Annotated in this window: 18 protein-coding genes and 2 pseudogenes; 12 read left to right on the top strand and 8 right to left on the bottom strand. The window is 32.0% G+C overall.

The annotated features are described in order from the left end of the window. The first annotated feature begins 353 nt into the window (after window positions 1–353). The 3 genes and pseudogenes from AC0IXC_RS23640 to AC0IXC_RS23630 form a co-directional block, all read left to right on the top strand. Window positions 354–779 (top strand): M14 family zinc carboxypeptidase, encoded by a 426-nt coding sequence (locus AC0IXC_RS23640; protein WP_471653423.1) that lies wholly within the window; start codon window positions 354–356, stop codon window positions 777–779. A gap of 54 nt (window positions 780–833) precedes the next feature. Continuing rightward, window positions 834–1,026, top strand: a pseudogene (locus AC0IXC_RS23635) (IS6 family transposase); the annotation flags it as partial. Between the two features lie 8 nt (window positions 1,027–1,034). Next, window positions 1,035–1,233: pseudogene (locus AC0IXC_RS23630) on the top strand (IS6 family transposase); the annotation flags it as partial. 80 nt (window positions 1,234–1,313) lie between these two features. Here the strand turns inward: AC0IXC_RS23630 and AC0IXC_RS23625 are convergent. After that, entirely contained in the window at window positions 1,314–2,165 is an 852-nt protein-coding gene (locus tag AC0IXC_RS23625) for a chemotaxis protein (protein WP_471653422.1), read from the bottom strand. A gap of 908 nt (window positions 2,166–3,073) precedes the next feature. Here AC0IXC_RS23625 and AC0IXC_RS23620 point away from each other — a divergent pair. The 3 genes from AC0IXC_RS23620 to AC0IXC_RS23610 all read left to right on the top strand — a co-directional run bounded on the left by AC0IXC_RS23620 (window position 3,074) and on the right by AC0IXC_RS23610 (window position 7,537). Then, the gene (locus tag AC0IXC_RS23620) at window positions 3,074–4,399 is read left to right on the top strand and encodes a Dyp-type peroxidase (protein ID WP_471653421.1); all 1,326 of its coding nucleotides are present in this window, start codon (window positions 3,074–3,076) and stop codon (window positions 4,397–4,399) included. Between the two features lie 36 nt (window positions 4,400–4,435). Further along, on the top strand, window positions 4,436–4,927 hold the full coding sequence (locus tag AC0IXC_RS23615; protein ID WP_471653420.1) for a hypothetical protein: 492 nt from the start codon (window positions 4,436–4,438) through the stop codon (window positions 4,925–4,927). A 1,599-nt stretch (window positions 4,928–6,526) separates the two neighbouring features. Next, window positions 6,527–7,537, top strand: coding sequence for a S8 family peptidase (locus AC0IXC_RS23610; protein ID WP_375866828.1), 1,011 nt, complete (start codon window positions 6,527–6,529; stop codon window positions 7,535–7,537). Window positions 7,538–9,275: 1,738 nt separating this feature from the next. Here AC0IXC_RS23610 and AC0IXC_RS23605 read toward each other — a convergent pair. Both AC0IXC_RS23605 and AC0IXC_RS23600 read right to left on the bottom strand, forming a co-directional pair. Continuing rightward, complete coding sequence (locus tag AC0IXC_RS23605; protein WP_471653419.1) at window positions 9,276–10,217, bottom strand: endonuclease I family protein; 942 nt, start codon at window positions 10,215–10,217, stop codon at window positions 9,276–9,278. Between the two features lie 647 nt (window positions 10,218–10,864). Beyond that, window positions 10,865–11,512, bottom strand: a complete 648-nt coding sequence (locus tag AC0IXC_RS23600; RefSeq protein ID WP_375866830.1) for a YukJ family protein — start codon at window positions 11,510–11,512, stop codon at window positions 10,865–10,867. Window positions 11,513–12,086: 574 nt separating this feature from the next. Here AC0IXC_RS23600 and AC0IXC_RS23595 point away from each other — a divergent pair. From AC0IXC_RS23595 to AC0IXC_RS23575, 5 genes are all read left to right on the top strand, one after another. After that, on the top strand, window positions 12,087–13,043 hold the full coding sequence (locus tag AC0IXC_RS23595; protein ID WP_471653418.1) for a S8 family peptidase: 957 nt from the start codon (window positions 12,087–12,089) through the stop codon (window positions 13,041–13,043). Window positions 13,044–13,539: 496 nt separating this feature from the next. After that, window positions 13,540–14,292: a hypothetical protein gene (locus AC0IXC_RS23590; RefSeq protein WP_471653417.1), complete on the top strand. Its 753-nt coding sequence runs from the start codon at window positions 13,540–13,542 to the stop codon at window positions 14,290–14,292. A gap of 175 nt (window positions 14,293–14,467) precedes the next feature. Beyond that, a complete protein-coding gene (locus AC0IXC_RS23585) occupies window positions 14,468–15,058 on the top strand; it encodes a histidine phosphatase family protein (protein WP_471653416.1) in 591 nt (196 codons plus the stop codon). Between the two features lie 114 nt (window positions 15,059–15,172). Beyond that, window positions 15,173–15,616 (top strand): hypothetical protein, encoded by a 444-nt coding sequence (locus tag AC0IXC_RS23580; RefSeq protein WP_064474067.1) that lies wholly within the window; start codon window positions 15,173–15,175, stop codon window positions 15,614–15,616. A gap of 170 nt (window positions 15,617–15,786) precedes the next feature. Next, a complete protein-coding gene (locus AC0IXC_RS23575) occupies window positions 15,787–16,842 on the top strand; it encodes a M4 family metallopeptidase (protein ID WP_471653415.1) in 1,056 nt (351 codons plus the stop codon). A gap of 493 nt (window positions 16,843–17,335) precedes the next feature. Here AC0IXC_RS23575 and xerS read toward each other — a convergent pair whose 3' ends face one another. Continuing rightward, window positions 17,336–18,409 carry a tyrosine recombinase XerS gene (xerS, locus tag AC0IXC_RS23570; RefSeq protein WP_471653414.1) on the bottom strand — a complete coding sequence of 358 codons (1,074 nt, stop codon included), beginning with the start codon at window positions 18,407–18,409 and terminating at the stop codon, window positions 17,336–17,338. A 1,513-nt stretch (window positions 18,410–19,922) separates the two neighbouring features. Between xerS and AC0IXC_RS23565 the strand changes: the two genes are divergently transcribed. Continuing rightward, the gene (locus tag AC0IXC_RS23565) at window positions 19,923–20,060 is read left to right on the top strand and encodes a DUF3956 domain-containing protein (protein ID WP_113769897.1); all 138 of its coding nucleotides are present in this window, start codon (window positions 19,923–19,925) and stop codon (window positions 20,058–20,060) included. Window positions 20,061–20,188: 128 nt separating this feature from the next. Here AC0IXC_RS23565 and AC0IXC_RS23560 read toward each other — a convergent pair whose 3' ends face one another. The 4 genes from AC0IXC_RS23560 to AC0IXC_RS23545 all read right to left on the bottom strand — a co-directional run bounded on the left by AC0IXC_RS23560 (window position 20,189) and on the right by AC0IXC_RS23545 (window position 23,116). After that, window positions 20,189–20,464, bottom strand: coding sequence for a hypothetical protein (locus AC0IXC_RS23560; RefSeq protein WP_471653413.1), 276 nt, complete (start codon window positions 20,462–20,464; stop codon window positions 20,189–20,191). Between the two features lie 309 nt (window positions 20,465–20,773). Continuing rightward, window positions 20,774–20,971 (bottom strand): hypothetical protein, encoded by a 198-nt coding sequence (locus tag AC0IXC_RS23555; protein WP_113769899.1) that lies wholly within the window; start codon window positions 20,969–20,971, stop codon window positions 20,774–20,776. 1,045 nt (window positions 20,972–22,016) lie between these two features. Beyond that, window positions 22,017–22,385 carry an ArpU family phage packaging/lysis transcriptional regulator gene (locus AC0IXC_RS23550; protein ID WP_326996925.1) on the bottom strand — a complete coding sequence of 123 codons (369 nt, stop codon included), beginning with the start codon at window positions 22,383–22,385 and terminating at the stop codon, window positions 22,017–22,019. A 137-nt stretch (window positions 22,386–22,522) separates the two neighbouring features. Beyond that, complete coding sequence (locus AC0IXC_RS23545; RefSeq protein ID WP_471653484.1) at window positions 22,523–23,116, bottom strand: Holliday junction resolvase RecU; 594 nt, start codon at window positions 23,114–23,116, stop codon at window positions 22,523–22,525. Window positions 23,117–23,164: the final 48 nt, after the last annotated feature.

Raw genomic sequence — 23,164 nt, 5'->3', positions numbered from 1 at the left:
AGGGTCTGAACCAGATGTGAATGTTGTATTTAAAGTTGTGCAATTAGATGATGAAAAGTTCAAGAATTATATAGAAGGGGAACTTTACACTCGTATTGTAAATGCTTTTGAACCGATTATCTTTCTGATTAAGGCCGTGCCCTATCCGATAACATCTGTTGTAGCGTAATGCAGTGGACTTATTCATTATGATTGGTAGCCAGGATCGGTGATTCTCACAAATATCTTGCTCTGGACATGGTTATATAGTAGTTAAAATAATCCCATTATTTATGAGACTACTTGTTGAGATTAGTAGTCCAATAAATATAGGGCTTTTCTTTTGGGAAAATAGGCTTATATAACATAGTCATGTGCGGATACATAATCCTTGGGGTGATGATGATAACCAAGAAACTGATTCGAATCAAAACTTCCGTAATTCATCTTTTGATGGAAAACGTGGAAAACAAGGTGATACAGTTTATCGAGAGTTTATTCCTGCATTAGATCAGAATACTCTGTTTGATTTGGCGAATAAAATGAACAACGCCCTTAACGCTGTAAGAGGCACCTCTTATACCGTTCAACAGGCAGTAGGACTCTATCCGACATCAGCGACTTCAGATGATTATGCCTATAGTCGGCATATTGTCGATTCAAGTAAGAATAAAATTTATGCTTTTACAATAGAATTTGGGCAAGAGTTTGTCCCACCATATGAAGAAATGCGTCTTATAATAAAAGAGGTTAATGCAGCGATGACAGAGTTTTGTCACTGCATCCAAAATAATAAATAATTGAGGAATACTTGAAGGATCGTTATTCCTACCATATGTACCTGGAGATAGGCTGATTCAGAAGAAAATGCAATTGATTTTTATCTAAGTAAATCAAGAGTTAAACAAGCAACTTTACATTTCTTAATCGTTGCATATTCTATAGCAATCCAAGCGTTGTAAGAAGCAAAACATATTCCCTGAAGATATAGAACTGAGAGAAGTTAGATATCTTAATTATGTAGTGGAACAAAATCATTATTTTATTTAGAAACGTGTACGTATAATACATTGAGAGAACAAGGATTTTATAAGTGTTCAAGATTTTAGATATTTCAAGCGGCGTTTCCCTAATTTTGCAAGATTTCAAAGCCTTCGCCATGCTTCAAGTACAATGCAAAGAATTTAAACAATCCATGCTTTTTATAAGAAAAAACGCAGTTTGCAACCAAACTGCGTTTTTTCTATATTTTGAATTGTACGCTATATAACTTTTCCTTGTTTAGAAACTTTACACCAGAACCTAAAATAGAATAAGTATTATTTTATTACAACTTATACATTATTCACATACTTCCATGTCCGAACTAATGCTTCTACGATTGGATTGATTACATCTTTGTCTATAAAATATGCATTATGAGCTAATGGATTCCAGCCTGTAAATAAATTTCCTACATTAATTTCTTTGTCTTCATTAACAGCTTTTGCATAAGTTTCATCAATATCTCTTAATGGATACCCCAATATGTCATCCTTATCATAAAAATTAATCCATTCACCCTGTAAACCTGGATAAAAATCCTTAAGCTTTGCTGAAGGAATATTTATAGGGCGATTAAAATTATAATATCTTAAGCTCCAAAGTGGTAGTGTCGTTCCTAACGTATAAAATAATGTTAGGGTTTCCCCCTTCTCTAAAGGTGATAAATTATTAGTTTCTGCATCTCTATCATTTAATTTGAACTGTAAATCATAGAAGTAGTTGCTTGTAATAACAGAACCTAAACTATGCGAGATTACACAAAGTGGGGCACTTTCTCCGGCTATGTTAACAAGTTCATTTAGATTCTGTTTAATTTTCTCATGGACCCTTTCATAGTTCTGCTTGGCGGTCTCTACAGGTTGATATGCAATTACATCACCCAAATAATGAATAACAAAATTTCTTAAATCATTGAAATGTAAATTCTTATTCAACACAATTGTTTGAAATAGTTTATTTTCTCTTTCAGCAAAGAGTTCTGCCCAATGGATAGGTTTAAACACTAATTGTGACGTTGGATTATCAACTATATCATTAAGTTGACTCGCAAATAGTTTTTTAATTTCTTCAATCATTTTATCTGCAAATTCAGCTCTTTGTTCACCTATACCATGGATTATTGCAACAGCTATTTTTTGCAATATATTACCCTCCTTAGTTATTATAAACTAATAAATTTTCTAAAATCATGAATATTTTTTGCAACTATTTTTGCGTTTATGCATAAAACAAAAGTTGCTGGAAATACAGAGTTCTTTAGTGATATTATTCTAAAGTTTTTATTTCTGGTGTTGATATAAAGTTGGATGTCTAATGTGTAACTTTCTTTATCAATTACAAGAAAGAAATAACACCATTTTTCTATAGATTTCACATAAGTATCATCCGATTTTTAAGCCTATTGTACGTGTTTCTTTTTCCTTTTCAAAATTTAATAAATCAAACTATGATATCCATTAACCCAGTGTATAGTATTTGTTGGATGAACGGACACCCCATGTTCTTTCAATAGTTCATAGACTCCACGATAACTTTAAGAAAAATAACATATGCAGACAACAGATAAAAAATTTTTGAATAGATAATAGAGTTAAAGTCCAAATTAGTAGCAAAAGAATAAATAATTTGGGTGATGTGTACCTCAATTCATTCATAGCAGTGCAGCATTGTCTCTTAGCAAAGGGATTTAAGGGCATTTAGACGCTACAAATAATGAGTAGTTTTGGAAAGTAGGGATAATAAGTATTCATAAGAATAATGGAAGTATTGTACCTTGATATAGAAGAAACAGAAGCTTTTTGACTTACTAAGGAAAGCAAAAGAATTTCATGAAATAGGAGCTGGGACTATAGGTGCCATCATCCAATTTAATTCAAGCGGAAAATTTAAATAACTGCTTGTTTTATTTCAAACATGATATAGCAATTCTTGTTACCTTAAAAATTATAAATTATATTGAATTTTACGAATGCCAGAATCGAATATTTATACATTGAGTTGTTTTATATTCTGAATCTTTATTAAACCCATCCTAAAGGAGGGAGAGTTTATGGGGGAGAAGCTAGATAAATCAGATTTAAAGGATATTCAAGCAATTGTATTGAATGATCGTCCAAGCCCATATGTTGGAGCTTATATAATAATTAGAATTGAAGAAAAAAAAGATGCTATCAAAATGCTGAAAACTATAGCAACTGATATAACAGCCGCAGATTATGAAAAATCTACATCCAAGGATTTATGGGTTAATATTGCTTTTACTTATGAAGGATTAAAAAAAATCGGGATTTCAGAGGAATCTTTAAATAGTTTTTCGCCCGAGTTTAAAGAAGGTATGGCATCAAGAGCAAATATATTAAATGATGTAGCTAATAGCGCACCAAATACATGGGAAATTCCATTTGGGACAAAAGATATTCATATTGCATTAGTATTATTTGCTGCAAATAATACACTATTTCAAGAATTAATGAAAAAAACACGTGCAAAATATGAACACTTACCAGGTGTTTCATTATTATACGAACAAAAAGTGGAGTCACTGCCAAATGGCCGTACACATATGGGATTTGTAGATGGTATTAGCAATCCAACTATTGAGGGTCTTGCATCCGATTCTGAAAAACCTATAAAAGCTGGAGAGTTTCTTCTTGGGAAATTAGATGAAAAAGGACATATTAATCCTGGACCACAACTTGAATCTTTTCATAATAATGGTAGCTACCTAGTAATAAGAAAACTACATATGAATGTAGCTGCATTTAGAAAATATATAAAGACAAACTCTACCAATAAAATGCATAAAGAACTTTTAATAGCTAAGATGGTAGGTCGTTGGTCCAGTGGGGTACCATTGTCACTTTCGCCAGACAAAGATAATGTAAAATTAAATGGAAATGTTAAACTCCAAAATGCATTTTCATATGGGAATGATCCAAATGGATTAAAATGTCCACTTAGCGCACATATTCGCCGGGCGAATCCTCGAGACGGATTAAAAGATTCCACTGTTGATATTAATATCCATAGAATTTTGAGACGTTCTACTGTATATGGCCCCCCTCTGGAAGAAGAAGTACTTGAAGATGATGGACAAGATAGAGGAATTATTTTTACAGGTATTTGTGCTTCAATCTCCCGACAATATGAATTTATTAAGTCAAATTGGTTAAACACGGGGAACTTTATCGAGTTATCAACCGAGGAAGATCCTGTTGTTGGAAATAAAATAGGGATAGGACAATATACTATTCCTAATAAACCAATCAGAAAACGTTTATATAATTTACCTAATTTCACTATAACAAGAGGTGGTGAGTATTTCTTTATACCTAGTATTTCTGCACTTAATTGGCTTTTGCAATTAAATAAGTAATTAATTTATATAGTATCTTTTAAAAGGAGGATTATTATGAGCGAGGAAAATCTGAATCAATTTGAAGTTATAAGCGCAGGTCGTGCTGGTTTACGTCTGGGGCAAGTCTCAGAATTAACCATAATTATCCCTCTAAAGCCAGGTGGAGCAGATAATTTGAGAAAAAAATTAAGAGAAAACCCTAATCAAGCGGAGGTTATGGCACGTATAGGAACAGTGCATGATATGCGTTGGGTAATATTCGACGAGGATAAACGCCTACTTTTTGCCACCGCTTATGATGGTGACTGGGATGGGTATATAGATGATTTTGGAACTCAAATACCAAAAGTACTAGATTATTTTTTTATGGAGACTGAGGGTTATCCAGGTATTAATTCTCCAACAATAAAGGATTTTATAGCTAACCATCAGATAACTTCTTCTGGATGGTATTGCGCATATCCTGAAAATACGGTGAAAGATATATGGAAGGCAGGTCGTATTGTAAAAGCATTTAACAACTTGCTTGATGAGGCGCAAAAATAGACTTTTAGGTTCCCTTAAGATACTCCCATATTTTTTGTAATACATTAAAATAATAACAAATATTATTGTGTTAAATTATGTATTATTAAAAAAGAAATTCGTATATTATCTAATTTTTTGTGTCTATATACTGATATGAAAGTGGAGACTTCTTAGAATAAAACAACAGTTTGGATAAATTACAATAAAAATTGTAATTTATATTAATAAGCAATCAAAGAAATGTCAAATAATTAGAATTATTTATAGATAAATAGCGTAATGTTATGCTTCCAGTCTTAATAAAGACAAATTTAGATCTAAGATAGGTATGATAATGGCATCATATATTTGTTGATGGGATTACAATTATGTAGAAATCTAAAAAAGTCCTTTTATAATCTCTAAAGAGACGTTGCTCACACGAATAATCTGTAAATATAAGAATTTACTTTGTTATTTTAGAAATAGTCAAAGTTAACTCGAATTTTACAGGAGGAACATTATCATGGGCAAGCGCAACAACTTAAGAATCCTTACAGTAACGAATCTATCATAAGTCTTTACTTCACTGGGTCTCCTAGTCATGTGCATTTCATGTTATGGGCCAAACGACATTGAAGACCTTCTTCTAAGATCTACTAAGTATAAGTACCGATAACAGACATTCAAACGGATTATGAATATTCAAAGGCTAGAATTTTATATTTAACATAATTTAGAGAGGGTGGATTAATATTTCTATTCGAATTTCTGGGAAAGTTCAAGGGTATGATGGACAAGCTATTGAAGGAATCAAGGTTTCGGCATATCATGATACGGAACTTGTATCATCCGGCTATGCATATAAGGATAGTCAGGAGAGTGAAGAGAGCATATACAAGCTCGATATCTCCTTACCAGCTGGGACACCGGTTACTTTACGTTTCGATACAAATTGGTCGCTCACAACTGCTACAGAATGGCATCCATCTGTAGTTGCAAATATAGACACGAATCAAAACATAGTACTTAATCGATTCCTGATGCGAGTTGGCCATATCAATAATCAAATGGCTGCTATTGATGTACTCACCGCGTACCAGTTTTGTGCTCAATGGACTTCTACAGAATCCGATAAAGAACATGCTCAACAATATGCGAAGAATGCCTGGTCCCGATTATCAAGTACCAAATTTACTTTGCCCGTACTTCAAGAAATACAATATAAGCTAATAGAATTCTTCCGGAATTTTTCCTAATATGTTGTAACTTTGGATAATTTGGATTCATAATAAGAATATTGTTTAGATGACGTACCTTGTATAGGCTTGATGTCCTCTTCAAGATTATTACTTTTAATGTTGAAATTGTACCTAGTGGTATTAAGCTGTTCTTATTCACATCACCGACTAATGCTAGTATTGTACAAGTGGATTTAATCCCATTCTGATACAAATAACTGATGGTTAAAAAATTCTTTTATATATTAACTGTCATAGAATCATTCTCCTATTATCATTTTTGTTTAAGCATAGTCTGATTCCTTAAATCCATTCATTTTTCCTTCCAAATATCTAGAATAAATATAATTTAAATGAGCATCCTAATCGATGAATGTTAAAAAAGGAGGTATTTACAATGACTACTTATCGATTATCACCTTATACAATTGATTCAGCAGACGACATAGCAGAAAAAACACCACCAGGAGTGAATATGATTAAAGCTCCTGAAGTTTGGAATGATAGTGATCAAGGTAAAGGTGTCGTAGTTGCTATTTTAGACACAGGATGTGACAAAGATCATCCCGATTTAAAAGATCGTATTCTTTTTGGGAAAAACACTACAGAACACGGGGGGGAGTCTGTTTTTTCTGACATTGCAGGGCATGGTACCCATGTAGCAGGAACAATCGCAGCAAATGGTACAGGGATTTCTGGTGTAGCTCCTCAAGCAAGGCTTGCTATCTATAGAGTGTTCACTCCAACTGCAGATCCTAATCAACCGACAGCGTTTAATCAACATATAATAGCAGCTATAAAAGACTGCATTAAATGGAATCAAGAACATAATAAAAAAGATCATATTCGTATTATAAATATGTCATTTGGAAGTCCAGACAATGATATAAATCTTCATAAAGCTATACAAGAAGCGGTTAAGAATGAAATTTTAGTTATTTGTGCTGCTGGGAACGAAGGAGATGTCCTTGGTGGTGGAGATTCTAGCGCTGATAAAGATGAGTATAGTTATCCAGCTCAGTATCCGGAGGTTATATCTGTAGCTGCAATTAAATTAGATCGTACATTCGTGGATTTCTCAAACACAAACCTAGATAATGATTTGACAGCTCCTGGATTCGGTATTTTATCGACTGTTCCTAAAAATAAGGATAATGAAGATGGAATTAAAGATGGTTATGCCACATTTAACGGAACTTCTATGGCAGCGCCGCACGTATCAGGCGCTTCAGCGCTTATTATTAAACAGTGTGAAAATGATTTCGGACGTACTCTGACGGAAACAGAAATTTATGCTCAACTTATAAAACGTACAGTCTCATTAGGATTCGATCGTAGAATCGAAGGTAATGGATTGTTAGATTTAACAGAGGGTTATAAAACTTTCCCAAATAGAAATCAAGGATAAAGTTAAAATTTGGTGAAAAAGCAACTTCACAATAATGTCAAGTTGCTTTTTTGAACACATATATCTTTTTTATAGCATTCACTAGGTTAAAAATAAACTAGTATTCTCACAATCCCCCCCTATAATGTGTCTAAACATAATATATTTATTCTTAGTATAGTGGCCACCAATTACAAGAATTGTATGCTCTGAACAAAGAAAAATTATAACTCTAGTTCGCAGTAAGCTTTAGAGTATACCATCTGGTTAGCAGTATCGTAACATTATTACTTTTCCCCTGAATAACTAATGATGAAAAAATGATACAAATCATGACCCTATATCAATGTGTTCAAGGAATAACAACTCACCTTTGGGTACAACATTAGATTAAATGGGGTTAGATCTTTAACAATTAGTATTTAGTAGTGTATTGATAAGGGATGAAAACATATAGAAATAGAAGCGAATATTAGTAGCAAGTATTTTTATACTAGGTTGACTTTCTAAAGTTGATGTAAAAGTATAACATATTGAAAATCTAGACTTTGTTATAATTTATACCATTTCCAGGAGGTTGACTGAAATATTTTCAAACTACATTATTGTTATAGCTGTAAGTGAAAATATTGGTTGGAAATAGTTCTTTTTGAGGGACATAATACCTTATGTTAAATCTAATTTGGAGGTTGCGTAATGAAAAACATAGGTATTATGAAGAAAAATTTAGAAATAAATATACCTGGCATAAGTAATCTTAAGAAATGTAGGGTTCTTTTTTAACTTAACAGAAAATATTTCATTAACGTAATTAGCATTTTGGTTTAACAAGGGTCATTTTTCTATCAGTTCCTCAGAATATGCTTCAGAACCTTCAGGTCCTAAACCTCATTCAGAATATATCCGTACAATTGAAGCGCCAAACTATGGTGTAAAAGTAATTAGAGGTGTACAAATCTTTGCGGGAACTACAGCAAAACAAAGAGTAGAAATGCTTCCTATTAATCGAAAGGAGAGCTGCAATCAATTTAAATTATTGATGTACCTCAGCATAAATTAACTAAACCGCATTTAGAAAGACAATTTCAGCCATACTCTATGTATTCTTCGGATCTTCCGTCACTTGTGTATAATTTACAAATACCGCACATTGAAGTAGCCCCAAGATACAAAGTCGTTTTTAAAGAATATATAAAAAATGATAGCGCTTCAGAATTATACCCAAACTGGCTGAAAGAAGCTTTAAAGTCTAATATTGTTTGTATGACGTCGCTTGTATTGAATTGTATATATAAAGTATTATTTTGATAGAGGGTTTACAATCAGTAGCTTGTCACTATTGGATCAATCTTTAATTATGGCAGAAATACTTTTTTGAAATAGATGAGGTTATTGATGCGATATTTAATCAATACATTGCAAAACTGTATAGTGTTGAACCAGTGTTAATCGTATTTAGTAGTGGGATACGAAATTATTCAAATGAATACTTCTGTAGATGGGGAAGCATGTACCTTGTTGATCAAGGTATTGATTATCTAAGTATTTTAAAGAGCTATTATCCATTAGCTGGAGTTCGATTTAAAAATATAGATAAATAAAAACCGTAGAAATAATTAAGTACTATGTTTTTCTGTATATAATTATTAAAAAGTTTATGTTTAGTTTGTTTTTAAAACAAAAAAGCTCCCACCTTAAAAAGGAAAGGGAGCAAGTATTAAGATTTTTCAGCCGAGATTTATCCGGTATATAAAAAAATTTAAATAGAAATTAATGAAAAATCAATTTTATGAGTATAATTGGGAAAATCAATAAGGGGGTTTCTATTCCCTTGAGTGTCTTGAATACTTTGATTTCGATGCCTTTCATAAATACTTACTGGATATTGTTCATGCCATTTAAGTAATAATTCAATGTCTATGTTTTTTTCTTTGTCATTTGTAATTTTATCTGGATATCTTAGTAAAAAGTATAAAGTAGCTCGAGCTACTATACCTTTAGCGTATTCAGGTTCGAACAAACTTTCCTCTAATTTTCCACACTTTTGTCTAATTAATTTCAGCTCAATACCCCTTTCAAAATCTGGGAAATCATGATAAGGATAATTACTTCTCATCGAGTTACATTGTGGATCACATGCGAATAAATGATGTAAATCACCTCTCATTGGCTCCTGTTTATGAAACCACGATTGTGGTACTACATGTTCACAGTTCAATTTATTATTTTCTTCAATTCGCTTTTTTTGGGTTTCTAACTCATTTTCAGTTAATGATTGATTAGTAAGAAGTGAATCTAATTCATTTTTTCGTTTGGTGATTATTTCAAAGTCTTCAGCAATAACTTCTTCTGGGTTTCTTATGTTTCCAGAGTAGATACTTTTCAATTTTCCGTCTTCTTGTAAATCGACCCAATTATATAAATATTGTGCGGGATTATATTTGACGGGTTTATGTGTACTTTCTATTAAGGATTGCAGAGCCTTAAATAATTCATTTGGTTTTAATTGCTCGAAATTAATCGTTTTATAATAAGTTGCTAAAATGCTTTTCTCCGCATCTTCATCAAAGTATTTTTTTGTATCTTTTTCAATCATACCTCTATTTTTATTAAGTTTATTAAGAAGTCCAACTTGTTCATTTTCACTCATTAATAAGGTTGAAAATTCATTTTCTGGAATACTTGAATTATTTTTTGTCATAAGATTTTAGTCCTTTCTTTATAATTGGATGCTCATGCTTATATAACTTATTGATTAATTTTATTTCTTCTTCAAATTTAGATTGAAAATATTACTTTATATGTGTAATCCGACACATATAAAACATAAAATTTCATAGGACTACTTAAGAATATCCTTGGTTTCAGTGAAGGAACTGGAATAATAATATTTTTTTGTGTCCATCAGTACTAAAGTGAAGTTTACTTTTAATAGTAAGAACCTTGGTAACCAAAAGCTTTGGTGCTTATAACCGAGAAAATATAATATTAATTGTACATTCTTTTAATATATTGTTAATAATTTAATAATAAGATTTAGGTATTTGAACCATAAATAAATTGGATTCCTGCCAAATCATCCTGATGCAATTTGATGGATATGATTTCAATATTCATGAACCTGGATGCTATGTTACTTCTGAACAGCAGATGCATAACGATAAGCCTAATTATTTGGATTGTAGAAAAGAGAAAGTGTAAGTTTACACCACCTCTTAATTTTAAATAGGAATTTATTTATATAATATTTTTTTCATTATCCTCGAGATAAACATTTTTACTAACTTGAAATTTAAATCTGAATAATAATAGGATCTTTAACAAGATTTCTATTTATAAACTTTAATACTAACAATCGCTTTTGTAATTACAGTCTTCAACAGGTTTAATTGCATGGCCTGAGTCATCTGTACACCATGATTGTGACTGGAACGCTAAAAAGACAGCTTCCCATTTATCAGTATCTTTATAATGGAAAAGCACTCCACCATCTTGCCAAATGCCGTCATCTTTTCTGAAACTTCCTACATTTCCTTGGTTCATGTGGACATCATGAATTCCAGGAGGGATTTCTTCACCGTATGCATAAATATCAACTTTTGGATTATTTTCAGATGTTTTCATGTAATTTAAAAATTTATCTTGTAAATCGTTATCCTCTCCAGGTGCAGTTACTGGAAGTGGGACTAGTTTACAGCGGTCAAGTAAATTACCTCTAATATAATCAAGTGCAATTTCTCTATTATTACTAGTAATGTTTGTGAAGCCATAATTTAAGTTAGGTAGGTTTGTAATTTGCTCAGAATGAAAATTTTTGCCTGCATAATACAATAACTCAGATGGTCGTTTTTTTGATTTGACATTAATAATAATTTCGTATTCACGGTTATTATTATCTGAGATATTAACTGTAAAATGAGGTGTGCTATCCTGATTGTCAGGAGGGGTATACCCTACTACTTGACCTTTTAAAACTCCATAATTTTTTAACGGCATTACTATCAGCTCCTAAAAATTTATTTAAACAGAATATAGTATTATCTGTAATCTGTTTTTTATTCTAAAGTTATATACGTAAAAATGTGAGGAAAAATATTTTTTCTATTAAGAATTTATAATCAAAAAGTTTATGAATAATAGGTGGTAAACACATTATATTATTTTATATATATATTAATAAAAATGTATTACATCTATGAAAAGTGTTTATAACAGTGAAAAATAGCTTTTATTTAACAATATTAAATAATTTAAAGAGAATATTTAATTAATTATTTTTAATAAGATAATATTTTTTATTGATATAACTCGGTATCTATTTTAGAAATTTAATAAATTACTACGAGTGATGAGGTTTATCGGTGAGTTTTATATTTAGGTGCATACAGATTTTTTATCAAATAAAGTGACACAAAGTTAAATTATAAACTAAGAGAATGTCTTTTAAATGCTATCGCTTTGAAGGTTTTTAGGGCAATCTGTATATAAGTTGCATATTTAGTGAGATATATGTAGAGAATAGATTTTGATTGTTTAAAAACAATTAAAATTTATTACATGAGGTGAAGATATGAGTCAAAATAATTCAAATGATGTAAAGAAAAACGAGATAGGGTTAATTCCTTTTGAAGTGGTGGAAGTAGTTAATGAAGTTCGTGAAATACCTGAAGGTGTACAACTTATAAATGCTCCGGCAGCATGGGGAAAAAGTGAAAAAGGAAAAGATATTGTGGTTGCGGTCCTAGATACTGGATGCCAACTTGACCATGTAGATTTAAAAGATCGTATTATTGGAGGGAAAAATTTTACTACTGATAATAATAGTGATCCAAATAATTATTCTGATATGAATGGTCATGGAACACATGTGGCAGGAACGATTGCTGCTACAGAAAATAACCAAGGTGTTTTAGGAGTAGCGCCACAAGCTAAGCTACTTATCGTAAAAGTATTAGGTGGACCTAATGGATCGGGCGCCTATGAATGGATAATAAATGGGATTAATTACGCGGTAAACTGGAGAGGTCCTAATGGAGAAAAAGTAAGAGTTATTTCTATGTCTTTGTCAGGACCAGAAGATAATCCAGATTTACATCAAGCTGTAAGAAATGCAGTGAATAACGATGTATTAGTTGTTTGTGCAGCAGGTAATAGGGGGCATCATACTGATTTGCTTGGCTACCCTGGGGCGTATCAGGAGGTTGTAGAAGTTGGTGCTGTTGATTTAAATAAAAAAATAGCCACTTTTAGTGAATCAAACAAAAATGTAGATTTAGTTGGGCCTGGAGTAGGAATTTTATCAACTTACAAAGGTGGAGGCTATGCAACATTAAGTGGAACTTCAATGGCAACTCCGCATATTTCAGGTGGTGCAGCATTAATTATTAAACTTTGTGAAAGTAAAAAGGAATTCGATAGAACGTTATCTGAGGATGAAATTTATGCTCAATTGATTAAAAGAACAACAGCTCTTGCTGATTCCAAGCGTTTAGTAGGTAATGGATTGTTAGATTTGTCAAAAGAATAAAATAGAAGTTATAGGGTTACTAGTATTAACATCAGTATACTGTATTATTCCAGCAAAATTCCTAAAAGATAAGTTTGAAATTTTATTAAGTATTTGGTGTCATGTACATTTGAAGATATGGTGTATTACAAATACGATAAATATATGAAGGTTTATATCGGGACTAACAATCGTTACATCATAATGTTAAATTCGAATAATATAAAATAGAATAACTAGAGCAGTTCCTTTTAACCGAAAAATTCATAGAAACTCATGTGGATTTTTCGGCTGTTAATTATAAACAAATTCTAGAACTAGTTTCTTTTTAAGCTTAAAGTATTCGTTTAAAAGTAATACATTTATATCTTAAAATAATACAGATTTTTAAATAAAATCAACTATACAAAAATTTATTAAGTATTCTTTAGCTCATTACACTTTAATATCAACAGCTCATATCCCTGATACGGTTTAATAATACCTTTAATAAACATAATATAAGAAGGATGATATAATGTCAGAAGATTTAATTCAATTTAAGTATGAAGTTAAATTTTTTCTTCAAAGTAATCAAATTTTAAATGAAAAGTATGAATTACAAGAAAGTATAAAAAGTGAACTTAAAATTACAAAAGCTGAGCAACGGTATATTCAATTTATAGATACTGTAAATAAAGAAATGTATCAAGTGGGTTGGATTTTACGAAACCGAAAAGTTGAAGACGGTCAAGAATTAACATATAAAAAAAGATACCCGATTACCAATGATGATATAGACATAATTCTAGGACAAGCAAAAGAAGAAGGGTTTGATTTAAATAATACAAAATTTGAAGTGGAAATTGATTGGGGATTTACAAAAAGGACATTAAGCCTATCTTGTGATGTTATCGACACAACACCTGATTCTTCAAATCCAATGCCAATTCAAGAGTTACGTGAAAAATTCCTTCAAAATGCTCCCGAAGAATTTCGGAATTGGAAGCAGGATGATTGGACCGAAGATAAAATAATTAAAGCAATTGAATATGGCCCTGTATATGAAAGGAAATATACAGGAGAATGGCAAGGGCATAAAGTGAAAATAGAAGTATGGTCAAGAGATAAATGTTCAGAAGTAATTGTGGAAATATCTTTAAAAAAATTCAACGATAAGGATAGTGCAAGTCAACAACATCAACAATTAAAACAATATCTTAGCGAGAAAAAATGGTTATTAGAGCAAGACATACTAAAAACAGAATGGGTTTTGAATCCATGTAAATAATCATTATTCATACTAAATATTTATAAATGCGCTTAAACGGAAGGGTGTTTACACTAGTACTCAGTAAACAGATGATTTTTGTGCAAAATATAAATATACTTCTTATAGACGTTCGATTGATATAAAACGAATATAGTTGAAGCAACTTACTAAATAAGAAAGAAGGATGAGGAAAATGGATAATACAGAATTGAAAAACACAGAGACATTAGATTTTTCATTGTTAAAAGCCTTTAAAGCTGGCGGATATAATTTATACCTAAGGCATGGAGAAAAGGAAAGAGAACCAGGAGGAGTACTAGATCTAGAAGATTGCAAAACACAAAGCAACTTAACCGATAATGGAAAAAAACAATCAGAAAAACTAGGAGAGATCTTTAGAACACAAAAAGTACCCGTTCAATACCCCGTATTTACAAGCCCTTATTGTCGAACTAAAGACACAGGCAAACTGGCTTTTGGAGAACAAAATATAGAAGTGATGGATGAATTAGCTGAGATTAACAACTTGAATATTGAAAATCCAAATGAACAACAGAGACTAGTAAAAGAAAAACTAATTAGAATATTTGAAACAGAACCTAACTCGCAAGTAAATAGGATATTCATCGCTCATGATTATTCTTTTGATGAATCTATACGATCGCTTGATTTTTTAGATACAGTTATTTTAAAGCCAAAAGGCTCGGGATTAGGATATGAATTTGTTGGTTTAATAAGTTTAAATCAATTTATAAGCTGGGCAAGTGAACATCCATCTGATTAAAAGAGAAAGTTATTTGTTTAAAATCCACAAAAAGATTAGTGTTATTTTAAATACCGTTACACTTTCCAATTATTAAACAGATGTAAGTATAACAAAGAGATGGAGAGAACAACTTTGAGTGAGCATTTACAACGACATCCGCATTTTGGTAATACGTTAGCAGATTATTTTATGGATCATCATCGAAATCCACTTTCATTTCACGGTCCAATTGTCCATGTAAAAGCAACAATAAAATTAGTTGAAGAAGATGATTCTAATTCAGAAGGCGGAACACATCAGCATTTTTTAATTAATAATATTCAAGTTATTGATATAAAAGGTGTACCAAAATCTTTAGTAGAAGATGAAGCCTTCTGTGCAATTCGTTTTGGAGATAAATTAGGATTGAAAAATCCAATTCCAGACTTAAGAGAAGGAGCAGAAATCGAACTGCAAGGGGAATATGTTGATAAAACACATGTAAAAGTAGGAATAGGTAATCCAGGAGATCCAGTCATACATTTCACGCACCACCCAGTAGGTTTTGTAAATTATAATGGTGTACATTACGAATAAAAATTTGTAGAGAACTAGTAATATTTATTATTAGTGTAGTTATTTTCCTATCAATCAATCCATAGATATGTTTTTAATTCCATACGGATAAGAATATGGGAAAGAGATTAACAAATAATGAGTTCTTTTGGATATAAAATACCAATTATTATAGAAAAGGAAAGATTACTATGAGAAAAATTGAAAGTATTGTTCCAGAATACTTATTGGAAAAGTTTGCAGAAAAAGGGAGCGAAAAAGCCCAAAAAAGCTTAGAACATACTAGAAAAATTCATGAAAAAAGAAAGAGTATAACCAAAAATCAAGAAACAATGGAATCTTCACTAGAGAAAAATAGAGAACATAAAGCCACTAGGCATGTTTATGATTGTCAACATACGGAACAACCTCAGCATAAATTAGTTCGAGATGAGGGAGATTCACCTACTGAGGATGAGGACGTAAATCAAGCATATGATGCTGGAAAAATCATTTTAGAATATTATAAAAAGGTATTACATCGTAATTCTATTGATAATCTAGGGTTGGATCTTATTTTTAACGTTCACTATAGTAAGCAGTTTATGAATGCATTCTGGGATGGAGAACAAATGATCTTCGGGGATGGTGATGGTGAAATCTTCGTGGATTTTACAGCAGGAATTGATGTTATAGCCCATGAGATGAGTCATGGTGTAACACAGTATACATCTCAACTCGAATATCATGATCAACCTGGTTCCCTTAACGAAAGCTTTTCTGATTGTATTGGTAGTGCAGTAAAACAATATCATTTGGGTCAAAATGCTCAGAGTGCCGATTGGTTAATTGGTGACAAAATTATTGGTCCAAAATTTCCTGGAAAAGCCCTTCGCTCAATGAAAGAACCAGGAACCGCAAATGATCATGATTCTCAACCGAATCACATGGATAAATATGATGATGGTAGTAATCGTGTTTTTAAGAATGAGAAAAAAAGACAAAGTTATATTGTGCATACGAACAGTGGTATTCCAAACAAAGCATTCTTTCTAGTGTCTATGGAAATAGGAACAAATAATGCTGCTATCTTATGGTATAATGCATGGCCGCATCTTCGTCCAAATTCTAGTTTCCAGGATGCTTTTGAAGAAATTCTAAAAGCCGCGAAAATACTAATAACCGAAGGGGAAATGCCCCAAAACACAGAACAAGTTGTTAAAAAAGCATTTAGTAATGTTGGTATCACAAAATCTGAAATTATTTAAACTAAGATTGAAGAGACGTTTTTGCAAAAAGACACCTTACTTAGGTGCCTTTTTGCTTTGCACTTTTTGATAAGGACAAGCATACATTTACGAATCGAAGTTTAAAATGAAAAAAGACGATTTTTTTTCATTTTAAACTAACAAATGGCATGCAAAACTTTCATATGAAGCAAGGAAATGGAGATGAACCAGAATATTTCTCAAGAGAGAATGGAATATGTCATGGTGTACAGATAACCATGGTTATCCAATAGAAATTCGCAAACGTACACAAGCTAACGTATACTACTAATGTAATGAGCAGATTTATATATCTACATACAAATAGAGGATTGTTTTTCAAATGTATATTTCTATCAAATATTTTATTAATACTTTCATCATTCATATACCAATCAAAGTGAAAGATAAACTATATATTTTTTACATAATAAAATTAAAAATTACATCAAATAATAAAAGGTTCAGCAATACATATTTGCTGAACCTTTTATTATTTATTTTTCCCTAATCTGCCTAAACTATCCTTAATAGTTGTTTCCCCAAGTTGAGTGTATAACAATGCTGTATCTTGACTAGTATGCCCAAGTTGCTGCATGACTTGTAACGAGTCTTTTTCTTCCATATATAATTTATTTGCCAATGTATGTCTTAATTTATGAGGAGACATTCTTTTGCCATAGGCCTTAGTATATTTTTCTACTATATCTTGGATAGCCCTAACCGAAAGAGGCTGTGCAGTATGTTTATACTTTGATAAAAACACATTTTTTAATTCTTTTCCTGAGGCATATTTGTTATCTCTAATTTCCATATACTTTTCAAGGTCATTCAATGCAATTGGTGTAATCCATACAGAGTCTTCTTTGTTTCCTTTTCGAATTACATCAATTAATCTTTCTTTTAAGTTTATATCTTCCATACGAAGATCCGCTAATTCACTTACACGAATACCACTACCAAGAAAGAGGGAGAGAATAGCTACATCACGATCTTTATCTCTTAGGAAATAGAACAACTGATGTTTTGTTAAAGATTTTTCATGTTCGTACTTAATGTAATTCAAAAACTCTTGATCGTCATCATTATGAAATATTTTAGATCTCATACGTTTTGCACGGGCATTTAATGTTTCCTTATCTTTATGTATTTCAATTTTAGCCATTACATTTCTATAAAAATAACATTCTCCATCATCATTCTCTGATAGGGAGGTAAGGTACTTAAATAAAGACTTTAAGGCTGAAATTTTTCTGTTAACAGAGGAATTCTGCATATTTTGTTGTAGTTTTAAAAACCTCATAAAGTTCTCAACATCTTTTTTCTTTAAATTCTCCAAATCAGAGAAGGATATGTCTTTAATGGGCTTAAATTCAATAATTTGTTCAGATAATAGCCAATTAAAGAAAACTCTAAAATCATATACATAATTCAGTAGGGTGGAGGGAGAGGCATCATGCAATTCTTTGTACTCCACAAATTCTTCTATGTAAAAGGGCATTTCATTTAAATTCTCGTATAATTTCTTACGATGTACTAATTTTTGACGTTGCTTGCTGTAATCCATAAAAATCACCTCATATATACTATAACAGAAAAAATACACGAACACAAGTTCGCATTAAATTCAATTTTTACACGAACTTATTTACATAATTAAATTATGAAATACTAAAATATACTCAAAACTGAATGGTATAGTGTAGTTGGTCAAATGAAAATTACAGCTAGCTAAGTGATAAACTTGTATAACACCATAAAAACCAGTGCAAAAACTACATATAAATGTATGTAAAATAAAACAATTTTTATATATAAATTCATACAAAAATCAATATATAAAGACAGTTTAAAATTCGTTATCTAACATGACTTGGTTAATTTAATCATGATTATGAGGAGCAAATTAGATGAACATAAGAAAAAATCCTATATATTAAAAGGTAATTTACTATGAATATTTTCAATGAATAGTTCAGCATTTAATGATTCCTATATAAAATATGAATTATATATACACATGCCAATATACTGAGATTCATGCAATTGAGATCGAAATCCTTAAATACTGTATTAGATTTTTATTTATCTATATTATTGTTCGTAAAATTGGTATTTCGTGCGAAGTTATGCAGTGTATGCTTTTGCACCCCTCTTTCAATTCTTTTATGTTCAATCCAACAGAATGCATTGTTCACTTTTCATCAGTTAGTAATATTTTTTAGTCCCAGATCCATCTGCTTTTATATATCATTTTTGATTGTGCGGTTACTAATAGAGTCCGATCAGCATAAAAAACACATTAAGATAAATTTATGACAAAACAGCTAAGTTAATCCTTTAGGGCTAACTCGGCTGTATTATACTCAAAACTAAGCCGTTTGTAATATCAAAAGAGATTGTTTCTTTTAGTGCTTTTTACGTCAAAAGTGTTCTTTATTGCTCTTATTTTATGTAAAAGTTGAGCCTAATTTAATTCTAATACAGAATTGAAAATATAACTTTGAAATTCTCTTATATGTCTCAATAAGATAAGAATTCTTTTCATTTTGAGACGGAATCCCCTCTAATTTTTACAACTTCTGATAAGATTTCTTATGTAAACAAGGTTTTTGGGAAATATGCCGTCATATCAACGTTTTCGGCACTTTCGAATACTTCCATTTCCAATACCTTTTATACATCGTTGATTTTACGCTATTTCCACCATTAAACTCTCGTTATTTCCTGCATAAACTTCACTTTGTTAACTATCGATATTTTTGTGCGCTTTTTATGTGGAGACTGGTATTTCTTTTTGTATATAGCCCCGTAAGGGAAAAACAAAAAGGGCGATTGCTATATGCATTTTAAGTTTGAATTTAACATTTCACCAGAGTTCATTGTAGCTATTGAACAATTAATCGTATCTCTCCACCTAGCAGGGCTCATTTGAATCTTGCTTTTTTTCGTTCGTTGTGTTCGTTTGTTTTGTTAGCACATGGTAAATCTATCAATTCTATTAAATCCATCAATTTAACTATTACATATTATTATTTGATTCATATACTGTAGTAGATTACCAGAAAGGAGGCGTAGTCATGACAAGTTGCGTTCTATTCATAAATGGCCAACCTTTTTTAGTTGTCTCAGTTGCTGGGATTGAAATTGCTAGATTAGAGATTTCTCTTCAAGTAGCATTAACTTTAATAGCGTTAGGAATTCCGATTTGTGCGTAATTAATCGAGTTCGGTTCCAAAAGAGGGCTTCGGCTCTCTTTTTTATTTATCCTTATCTTCCCTTAACAACAAATAAGACGCTAAATCGATCACGGCAGCGCCTACGATAATTGCTATTGGTTTAATCACTATTCCACCAGCAATTCTAATCCACGTAGAATTCCTGAGAACGAATAACCATACGCAAAACCTGCAATACGAATTCCTGGAGCGTATCTATGCTCTAAATCTTCATTGTACGTTTTCTTATAATACGCTAGTTTAGAATCAATATTATATTTGTCGTTAATAATTACTTCATCGCTAGGAAATCCATCCATTTCAATCTGAACAGCTACATACTCTGCTCCTTCATTTACGGATTCATTAAAACACTTTTCTAATTCTTCTAATGTTATACCCATCATTAACCTCCATTTTATACAAAATAAAAGAGCACCCATAATCGATAGGTGCTCAAATATATGAAGTGGGGCTACCCCATACTCTAATATATGCTTGTCCTTTTCAAAAAGTGCAAGCGAAAAAGAGCAATTCCCAGTTCAAGTGCTCTCTCGTAAAATGTATAGGTTAACACATATTGGAAAGACCTTACTATGCCATTATATGATGTTCAATTCCAAATAATACCTAAGGACACCTTTAAAAATATTTATTGTGTAATCTCTATATAACAAAGAAAAAAGCACCCATTTTGGATGCTTTTTTTGTATTTAATCCTTCTTCTCTTTTACCACTAAAGAGAATACATTGTCCAAATTAACCATACGATCTCCAAATCTGAAGAATCTAGCTTCTCTTGCTTGTATAGAATTTTCTATAGCAGCAACTGTTACTGTCTTTTTATACTCAATTTCAAATTGGTGTTGTTTACCATCGACTGCTTCTATGCTTATTATAAATTTTTTCATTTACTTATTCCCCACCTCTCCCAATCTATCTATTCGACAGAAAAGAAGAATATCCTACAAAACAAAAAGCCACCACCGAAGTGACAGCTCCTGAAGGGGGAAGAGAGCGAACAAATGGCAATAAGTATCTCTTCAAGCCTCTGGTATTCTAGATACTCTCAGGCTTCTCCCAGTCACCGCATCAACTAATATGGCTACACGCCCTGTGTCGGTGACTGGGAGAAGACTAAGAATCTTCTCGTTTATACTCCGTAGAGTCGGTATTTTAGGTTAGGTACACGATGTACCTGACCTAAAACTCTCTTTCAACATACAGTTTCCTATATGCTCAAAGAGAGCTATGGGGTAACTCTCTCATTTACACAAAGGGTATCTTTTAATTTATAAGACGCATATATTTATTCCGGCGCCTTATTTGAACTAACGTATTTTCAAAGGGACGGATGGGAGAATCTGCTGCGTTAGCTCAAAAAAAGAGCGGAAGCTCTTTGCCCTCGTTTGGTCATTAATAAAGATCGTGAGTAATTACTAATGAGCAATTGAAGCAATGTAATGATAAAGATCTAATTTATTCGTATTTCTTTTTAGAAACGCGATGTTCATTCAATCATGAACAACCACACCATTTCCATTTTCAAGAACGACATTAACAAAGAATAGAAAGGCATTATATTCACTATCAACCCAGAGGACGCATTCCGAGTTGAATGATAAATATAATAGAAACAGTATGACGAATGCAAGTATATTACACCCGCCACACTGGAATATGTCATAGTTATACATTCATTGGTCTTTTCGTCCGTCAGAGTGCTCTTACCTCATCGCCCCACATTAGACATCCATCGTAACAGAGTGCACTGCATTAATGCCTACTTACATTTCAGCAATTAATACTTGCGGATATATCCTTGGGAGCATTCTTCCGCAGGATGCCAGCACCGGAAGGGATTGTGTTCCCCTTGTGATACTAACTTTACCGTTTATCCCAACCTCAAAAACCACTCAAAAAATACGCAAAAACCATGCATTTTTTCTGCCATTTTTAAATAATCCCAAGTGCTGTAGCAACCAGTTTAATTGCACTTTTCTTCTTCGTATAAAAATACGAGTTACTTATCATCAGTTCATTCTGTACAAACGAATCCTTTACAGATTTATTAGTTAAGAACTTCATTGAAATGATACTTCTTTCATCATCATCTAAAATATCATCTGGTACTTTCTCAATCTGTCTTACTTTAAATTGGCTCATAGTCTTCGAATTACGCAACTCCGGAAACAGACTGATTCCTTCCTGTTCCACTTCATTATTGAATCGCATCTTTAATGTACCGTATTCCTTTAATATGCTGACTACTTCCTTTTGCACTTTATTGTCATCGATTGCTGGTAATAAAGATAATTGTTCCATGAAGGAATTCCCCTATTTCGAATTTGTAATTTTAACATCACATAAGGTACGTGAAATTTTAATATCTCATTGTTGAATAAGGGAACGACGGTTAGTAAGTAGCCCCCACCATCTACTCGCCGTCGTTCCGCTATCCATTAAGCCTTTAATAACTTTCGTTTCTTGTTGTTCATCTTCTCTTTCGCTGCTTCAATGTTATTTGTAATCCTTGCATGGTCCTGATCTAACTGAATCATTCCCTCTAACACCCCTGGAATTAATCCTGTCTCATCGATGTATTGTAAGTAATCAACTGGTGCTCTTTCTGTTCGTTCCACTAAGTATCCATAAATATCAAAGTCTGCTCTTGATATAGACTTCTTACCATCCGGTTGATGAGACATCCTTACATAAGATTGAACAACTGATGCTGGTACCAAGAATACTGTTTGGTCCTTACTAAACTCTATAAGGAAGAAACACACTGCTCCCATCTTCTCTGCTTTCTCCAAGTAATCTAATTGGTGCTGTGCAATGTTACTTAAATCGAATCGCGTAAGACTCTGTGTTGATTTCGCTTCAAATGCTACAGCCTGTCCTTTATACACACCGTCATAGTTCACTGTACTTTTAGCTTCATAGAAACCATTTAATACACGGTCACCTGTGCTTTTTAACACCTTCACAGGAATCGGACGCTTGTTTATAAGCGCCACTCCCTCGCGTTGATACATTTCATTCGATAGATTGATAAATTACTCATTACTTATTTTATTCTTACTTTACACACACGAGGCTTA

The sequence above is a fragment of the Bacillus sp. AC266 genome, assembly GCF_979253805.1.
Note: the sequence above shows the minus strand (reverse complement) of the source record. Positions and strands in the feature narration are given on the sequence as shown.